The following is a 7,662-nucleotide window of genomic DNA, read 5'->3' on the forward strand; positions in this document are numbered from 1 at the left end:
GCACGGTTGAGTTTAACCTCGCTGAAAACTTCTAGATATCTTTGGGATACCTCCTCCTTCCAGATCGCCGCACGAGAGAATGTATAGGCTTTTTTGCGCATCGCGTTCCTGCGTACATCATCGTCTAGAAGGTCGATGATTTGTTCGGCCATGGCCTCAGAGTTTTTGAATTGAACAATGATACCCCGTCCTTCGGCAAGCATCTCGGTCGCATACCAGTACGGGGTTGAAATGACGGCTTTGCCGGTCCCCATGGCATAGGCGAGCGTCCCGGAAGTAATCTGGGCTTCTTCAAGATAGGGGGTTACGTATATATCAGCGGTGCCGAGAAACTCACATAATTCTTTCAACTCGACAAACCGGTTTTGAAAAATGACATGATCGCTGATATTGAGTTTGTGCACGAGTTGTTGCAGACTAATGCGATATTCCTCCCCATGCGCCTTCAAAATAGACGGATGGGTTGCTCCTAAGATAATATAGGTGACATCAGGGTGTTTTTTGGTGACGGACGGAAGCGCCTGCAGCACATTTTCAATGCCCTTATTTGGGGAAAGCAGGCCGAATGTGAGAAGGACCCTTTTACCTTCCACACCGAACTGATCTTTGTAGAAGTTAGGATCAATAAAAGGCATATCCGGAATGCCGTGATGGATAAAGGCTATTTTCTCCTCCGGAACGGCATAGATGTCTTTGAGGAAATCGAAAGCCTTCCGGCTCATAACGATCAGTTTATCGGACAGATCGGACAACTTGTGCATGACTTCACGATATTCCGGGGCGGGGTCTCTCAGAACCGTATGCAGGGTTGTCACGACCGGCATGCGAAGATCTGCGAGGAGTTTCAGGATATGGCTGCCAGCCGGGCCGCCAAAAATACCATATTCATGCTGCACACAGACAATATCAACCTGGCTGATATTGAGAAACTCCGATGCGACACTGTAATCGGTAAGTTTGTTCTGGTTGATCTCAAATCGCACTTTTTCAGGATATGGATATCCCTCCGGTTTGTCGTTCATGACAACCGCCCTGCAGTTGATGTCAGGCGCTTCTGTCGATAAAGCCTCAACAAGATCAGTGGTGAATGTTGCAATACCACACTGGCGGGGTAAATAGTTACCGATTACGGCAACCGAATTAATTCCCTCATAATACTGAATAACAGATGCCATACCAGCCCTAAATAAGTGTAATCAAATTGATCGAATAAAACTATAACACAGGAAATGTTCGGTCAAGAAAAACCCAAAATGAATTTGACGGATAAAATTTAACCGAAACACAGAACATTTCGAGTGAAAAATGAAGTTATCAAAATATAACAAAAATGCAAACGAAAATTAGAAACGTCTAGAGGGTGGCAGTAGTTGCTGCAATCGCAGCCAATTTTTTGCCTCCTCAATAGCTATCACAGAGATGGCTGAGGGGGGGGAGCGCTGACCAGGGAGGAATTGGAGAATTCCATGTCACATCGGATTTATTGATGGCATTAGCAGAAGCTGCATCTTTTTAAAATTTATCGGCCGTAAGATGATTCGGACTCCGGTTTGAGTACTCAGGTTGGGTCAGATCGATCTTGAAGATGGCATGCAACTTTCTCCTCGAATTAATTTGAACTTAAGTAGCGCTCCAGCTTTCTGCGGGCTATTGGATTGGCTTCGACCTCAAGAATAGCATACAGGGCTTCGATAGTAGACTCGGCTCCGGAGTTTCGATTGATTTCAGATTCCGAGAGGATGCCGTCAAAACAGCGGCCGGTCTCCGGATCATACATTTTTTGATTCGCCGGATTATTCCCGAAAAACCAGGTGGCTAATTCCCCCGCTAACTCAGCGAATCGCTCTTCCTGTGTCAATTCATATAACATCAAAGAGCCGACCACGGCGGGCCGGACAGCGTAGGCAATTTGGTCGAATTGTGTGACCTTTTTTGCACGAATTGTGTCTTCAAACACAAACTCAAGTTCGCGGGGAAATCCCCGCTCCATCCAGTATGGATAAAAAGAACCGGCTTCTCTCACAGCAGCTTGTTGAATTTCCTTGTCCTGAATGACTTTACTGGCCTGCGCTAAAGCCTGAGTTTGACTATTGCCCCAGCCGTGCCAGACATTTTTCCATGACAGGAAGAGTCCGTATGGAAGTGTATCTTTGTCTCCGCTTTGCATCTCCATCAAACCCATGGCGAAAGTCTTTAGGTAATCTTTAACCTTTGCATCGCCCGAGACCTGCGCAAAGGCTGCCAACCCCAACATCAACTCAGAGGTGGCATCTGCGGCCGAATTGTAAAGCAGCCATTTCGGAGCTTTGAATCCATCGAAATCTTCAACTTCAGGGTAATGCGCCAGTAAAGTGTCAATATGCACATAGGTTTTCTGAATGTGTTTTTTTAACAAATCCGCATAGGAAGCATCCATTTTATGAAAGACACGGTAACCTTCCCCCAGGGCCCACACGCCGCGCGCCGCCCACCAACCAAAGCTTTTAAAACTCGTTTCACCTTCTCGATTTATGGAATGATCCGCATAGATAAAATTGTAGAACTGACCGTCTTCTGCTTGCATATAGAGACAGAAATCCAATAATTTGCGGGCACGCTTTAAACTGGTGGTATCGTCTGTAATCTCAAAGTGGCGAAGATAGACCACTGCGGCGCGCGCTACATCATCGACGCATGCGATACCTTCATTATGCGCATCCACCCATCCGTAATCCGGGTATTCGGAATAGATGTGGATGATGGCCATCTCCTGGCCGCCGATTCCTATTTCTTCGTATAAGTGGTTTAGGTGCGACAAATTCACAAGTTCCAAACCTGAATGTGACAGGGGGGAATGACTTTGGCATCCAACAAATAAAAGGGAAAGGATAAGTGGGGAGATAGTGTTCAAATTGGTTATTTTTTGTGTGAATTTGTGTTCATTCGTGGTTGGTTCTATTTTTCACTTCAGCCCCGAAGTCGCCACGCTTTCAATAAAATATTTTTGAAAAAATGCATAAGCAATAATAACCGGCAGCGCTAACAGAGTAGCCGCCGCCAACTGCACCCCAAGCTGCGATTCTGCCGCTCCCCCGACAGCAAAAATGGTTACAAGCTGTGGCATGGTCATCAAATCTCGTTCACGGATGACAATCAGCGGCCAAAGGACTTCGTTCCAGATGGTCATAAAAGTAATGATACCCACGGTGACGAGTGTGGGTAATGAGATGGGCCAAATTATCTGAAAGATGATGCGCAGCTCACCGCAACCGTCTATGCGGGCAGCGTCAATAATATCCTGCGGTATGTTTTGAAAATACTGTCTGAACATGACAATTGCCAGGGCGCTTACCATCCAGGGAACAATTAATGACAAATATGAATTGACCCATCCGAATTTCACCATGAGAATATAAAGGGGAATCAAGGTGATTTGCAGGGGAATCATCATGGTAAATAACACCAGGTAAAAAATGGCGTCTCGTCCCCGGAAGCGCAGCCGGCTCAAGGCGTATCCAATGATCGAACAAAGCACCAATGTTGCCGCAGTGACGGTTAACGCCACGAAAAGGCTGTTCAGAAAGGCCCCGGAAAATAGGAATTTTTTCAAAGACCTGCGCATAACTATACAGCGAAACTTGTGAAGGAATGATATTAAAGCTGCCGATTTCCCGTTCAGGCCGGAGGGTGGCTGAAATCATCCACAAGAATGGATAAATGAATAGCCCGGTCCAAACGATTAACGACAAGTAAAAAAGGAATTTTTTCAAATTAATAAACCGATTCTTGTACATTAAACCTTCCAGGTCTTTGAGACCTGGAAGGTTTGGTTCCCAAATACGTCATCGAATTTGTGAAATAAAGCACTAAGCTACTGATTCCTTTTCCACAAATTTTCGTTGAATTAAAACGACAATCATAACGATAAGCGCAAAGCAAAAGCCCAAAGTTGCCGCATAGCCCATGTGATAGAAATAAAATCCCTGGTTGTAAATATAAAGCACAGCAGACAGGGTAGAATTCATCGGTCCGCCCCCGGTCATAATATATGGTTCGATAAACAGGCTAAATCCGTTGATGGTAGACAAAATGACCACCAAAAAAACTGTCGGATTAATCATTGGCAGGGTAATTCTGGTAAATTTGTACCAGTGCGAGGCACCTTCAAGTTCCGCTGCCTCGTACAGATGTCGCGGCACGCTTTGCAGTCCGACCAGAAACAGCACCACATATATGCCGACGTTTTTCCAGGTAGCCATGACTGCGATGCTGGGCATTGCCAACTTAGGGCTGGTAAGCCAGGGTAATTTTGGCAAGCCAAGCTTCGCCATGAACAAATTGATGACCCCGGTGTCCTGAGCGTACAATTGATCCCAAAGTATCGTTACGACTACTCCTGAGACTATCACCGGCAGAAAATATGAGGCCCGAAAAAATCCACGAAATTTGATTTTTTGATTTAATAACTCGGCAAGAAACAGAGCGATAATAATTTGCAGCGGAATATGTATGATAAGAAAAGTAAAAGTGTTGAAGATTGATTTAAAGAAAAGCTTATCACTGATGAGATGAAAGAAATTGTTCAATCCTACCCACTCCATATCGGAGACAATATCCCACTTGTGGAAAACCAGAATAAGACAGAAGATCAGCGGGAAGGCAACAAACAGACTGAAATGTGCCGCATAGGGTACAATGAGCAAATAGCCTATCCGGTCGCCTTGAGAAATCTTTGATTTTATGTTTGAAACGATGCTCATGACGTTGATACAAAGAGGTGATCCAAAAGGTGACCTTCTTAACTAAGGTAAAGAACGCTAAGTTATATGCAGTCTTGAAACGAGTATTTTTAGGATCAAGAGAAGGTCACTTTTTGGCATCTTACTGCAAGATTAATCTTGCTCGTCTCGCCGCTTCAGCGACAGCTTTTTCTGGTGATTTCGCGCCATAAATCACGCAAGCTTCATATTCTTGCGAAATAGCATCAAAAATTTCTTTGAGATCCTTGGACAAATCCGTGCTTCGGACATATTCGGCCTGTTTGGCAAAGATAATCATTTGGGGATTTTTTTCAAAATAAGCTTGAAAAAGCGAGTCACTCAGAATCTTCTTTCGTACAGGTAACTGATGGATCGTAGTTAGCAAACGATAATCATTTTTACGAGAGGTCATGAATTTGACGAATGCCCAGGCTTTTTCCGGATCTTGCCCCGTTTTAAAGATCACTATATTCTTAAAATCGCCGTAGGTGTAAACGGGTCCTTCTAAAGAATCCGGAACCGGGATCGGTGCGAAAGCGTATTCGAATCCTTCCGGTTTAAACTTTTCCGTGTGGGCGATTTCATGAGGCCCGGTAAAACGGAGGGCCACTCTTTCAGCCAGAAACGGATCGACGCGGCCCTGGTATTTCTCCAGTGGGAAATATTTATTTTTATACAGACTCTGCAAAAAAGTAAACACGGTTACCGAGGCCGAATTATCAAAAAACACCTCACCATTCTTGAGCAGCGTTTGGCCGCCTGACGCGGCGATATAAAAGGGGTAGTAATCAAATAATCTCTGCCACCAGACGACCCGGATGTCCCTCAAACCCATATATCTGTCCGTGTAACCATCGCCATCCAAATCTGCGGTGATGACTTTCGCTTGCTCTATAAATTCCGAATAGGTTCTTGGCGGATTCGGAAAACCATTTTCCCTGAGCATTTTTTTATTGTAAATCATCATGACGGGATTGGTTTTCCATGGAATCTGGTACACCTGACCGTCTTCAGACCTGGCCTCTTCCAACATTTCTTCCTTTACTCTGGAATTCATCAGCGAATCAAAATCGGCAAACTGGCTGAGCGGTACCAGCGCCTTAGCGTTCACGTAGAGCTGCACGTCTCCCGGCCACATGTTCGAGTAAATATCCGGGGGCGATTTTCCTACCACGGCAGCGAGAATCACTTCTTCGCTGGACTGCCCTTCAGGGACGGGCTGATATTTAACCGGCATATCCGGATGGACAAGATTCCACTCTGCAACGATCTCCTTAGCGAACTTTTGCTCGTATGGGTTGTTGGCCGACCAATAGGTCAACTCTGGTTCCGTATGCTGGTCCGAATGCCCTCGGCAACCGCAGGTAGTGATAAATGCGAAAAGCGTGAGAATTATTTTTTTGTTAGTTATCCACATATGTCTCCTATTCACGTGCGGGTTTTACTCAGGAATCCAACATTTCACCCACTTATTCCGGTGCTCTATAGTATTTTCCGGTGTTTAAATTGACTCTGGGTTAATTTAACATCCAATTGCACAGAATCAATACATTCATGTGCGGTTTAAAATTTCCTGTTATTAATAGCCATCGGTTTTGAGGCATTTGGTGCCATATTATTGAAACAATAACTGAATGTGTGCACAGGCGCCGGTCCGAACCCGGACCAGCCAAAGTAAATCCCAGGCGAAGCGGATTCGCCACCAATGGCAAAATTGTACTCAAACCGGTGCATAAATTCCTTGTAAATCTTGAAATTTTTTGAGACATTAGGATGAAGCTGAATTTCGCACAAATGTTTCATCATACACGCTCAAATTGGCGACTATGTTACATTGCCCGCCAGGACAGAAATAGCTAAGACTGGTATATCGGCAGCATCACCGACGAGCAAGGGCGGACGCTTGAAACACAATTAAACTTTCTGGACGCTGACCGGAAATATGTAGCCGAGATATACGCCGCCGCCGATAAGCACTGGGAGACTAACCCTCTTGCCATCGACATCTCCAGGGCGCTGGTAGACCGCGCCACAACGCTCAAGTTAAGGCTGGCTCCTGGAGGCGGGCAAGCCATCCGCATTCGCCCGGCGACCGAAGAGGAAGGAAATAGCATACCACACTACTGATTTGGCAGTAAGTGCTCCATTCTTCGCTCTCTATTTTGACGACTATGTAGAAAAGATGAAAATCGATATCCGGGAAATAGGAGAAGACGAGGGGAAATGGGTCCGAAACTTCATTCAAGAGAAATGGGGATCGAGAATTACGGTAAGTCGAGGGGTGGTCCATCATCCCTGTGCTCTTCCCGGCTACGTTGCCGTCGTAAATGGCTCAAAACAGGGACTGGAAAGAAAGGGATCATCATCGGCCTCTTGTGCGTTCTTGAAGATGACTTTTTGCATTTCACCTGTTTTTTGTATCATTTCGGCATCGAGGTAGTTATGTAGGTTCGTGTCTATACCTAAGTCCTTAGCCAGATCCAGGGCCTCTGCGGCACTCTCTCTAAATGCAGGTTCCTGCTCAGATGTTATCTTGAGACTGGCGCCCGCTTCAGAGTAAATCGTGACAGGTTCGATGAAAACCGCGTTGACCCCAAGGGAAGCACCGAGTCGCACCACTTCTGCAAGATAACGGTGATTGCGATTGCCTAAAACGAGTCCCAGCTCAACAAAAGGCTTCTCAGATCCAAAGAGATTCTTGTAATAACGGATTCTTTCAAGATTGTGAATTTGACGTTTGAATGCCCCCTTCTGAGCCATGAGATAATCTACAATTTTTGTTTTGCATTTTTATCAAAGAAAACTAAAGTCTTGATACCTATTCCAACATTTCAAGAATATGAAACAGCAGCAAAACTCAACAACTGTAAAATTTCATATTTTAAAACAATGAATTTATCTGAAAATATTGATTCATTTATTT

6 protein-coding genes and 2 pseudogenes are annotated in these 7,662 nt (G+C 45.0%); 2 read left to right on the forward strand and 6 right to left on the reverse strand.

Translation table 11 applies throughout. The features are described from left to right. The 5 genes and pseudogenes from IH879_15935 to IH879_15955 form a co-directional block, all read right to left on the reverse strand. The coding region (locus tag IH879_15935; GenBank protein MCH7676418.1) for a glycosyltransferase family 4 protein at positions 1-1,175 on the reverse strand (1,175 nt) is incomplete at its 3' end. A 434-nt stretch (positions 1,176-1,609) separates the two neighbouring features. After that, positions 1,610-2,797, reverse strand: coding sequence for a glycoside hydrolase family 9 protein (locus tag IH879_15940; protein MCH7676419.1), 1,188 nt, complete (start codon positions 2,795-2,797; stop codon positions 1,610-1,612). Positions 2,798-2,941: 144 nt separating this feature from the next. Continuing rightward, a pseudogene (locus IH879_15945) lies at positions 2,942-3,773 on the reverse strand (carbohydrate ABC transporter permease). A gap of 72 nt (positions 3,774-3,845) precedes the next feature. Beyond that, positions 3,846-4,739: a sugar ABC transporter permease gene (locus IH879_15950; GenBank protein ID MCH7676420.1), complete on the reverse strand. Its 894-nt coding sequence runs from the start codon at positions 4,737-4,739 to the stop codon at positions 3,846-3,848. Positions 4,740-4,860: 121 nt separating this feature from the next. After that, complete coding sequence (locus IH879_15955; protein MCH7676421.1) at positions 4,861-6,060, reverse strand: extracellular solute-binding protein; 1,200 nt, start codon at positions 6,058-6,060, stop codon at positions 4,861-4,863. A gap of 462 nt (positions 6,061-6,522) precedes the next feature. On the opposite strand from IH879_15955, the pseudogene IH879_15960 reads away from it, so the two are divergent. Beyond that, a pseudogene (locus IH879_15960) lies at positions 6,523-6,866 on the forward strand (glycoside hydrolase family 97 C-terminal domain-containing protein). A 183-nt stretch (positions 6,867-7,049) separates the two neighbouring features. Here the strand turns inward: IH879_15960 and IH879_15965 are convergent. Continuing rightward, positions 7,050-7,499 (reverse strand): hypothetical protein, encoded by a 450-nt coding sequence (locus tag IH879_15965; GenBank protein MCH7676422.1) that lies wholly within the window; start codon positions 7,497-7,499, stop codon positions 7,050-7,052. Between IH879_15965 and IH879_15970 the strand changes: the two genes are divergently transcribed. Next, positions 7,491-7,662, forward strand: a 172-nt coding sequence (locus tag IH879_15970) for an aminotransferase class I/II-fold pyridoxal phosphate-dependent enzyme (protein ID MCH7676423.1), incomplete at its 3' end; no start/stop codon positions are given. The two genes, IH879_15965 and IH879_15970, sit on opposite strands and share 9 nt — an antisense overlap.

The organism is candidate division KSB1 bacterium (assembly GCA_022562085.1).
GTDB lineage: Bacteria > Zhuqueibacterota > Zhuqueibacteria > Oceanimicrobiales > Oceanimicrobiaceae > Oceanimicrobium.

What these genes read in the sequence shown, in the direction of transcription:
- IH879_15950 (MCH7676420.1), bottom strand. Translation starts at nt 4,739, where the DNA reads ATGAGCATCGTTTCAAACATAAAATCAAAGATTTCTCAAGGCGACCGG.
- IH879_15965 (MCH7676422.1), bottom strand. Translation starts at nt 7,499, where the DNA reads ATGGCTCAGAAGGGGGCATTCAAACGTCAAATTCACAATCTTGAAAGA.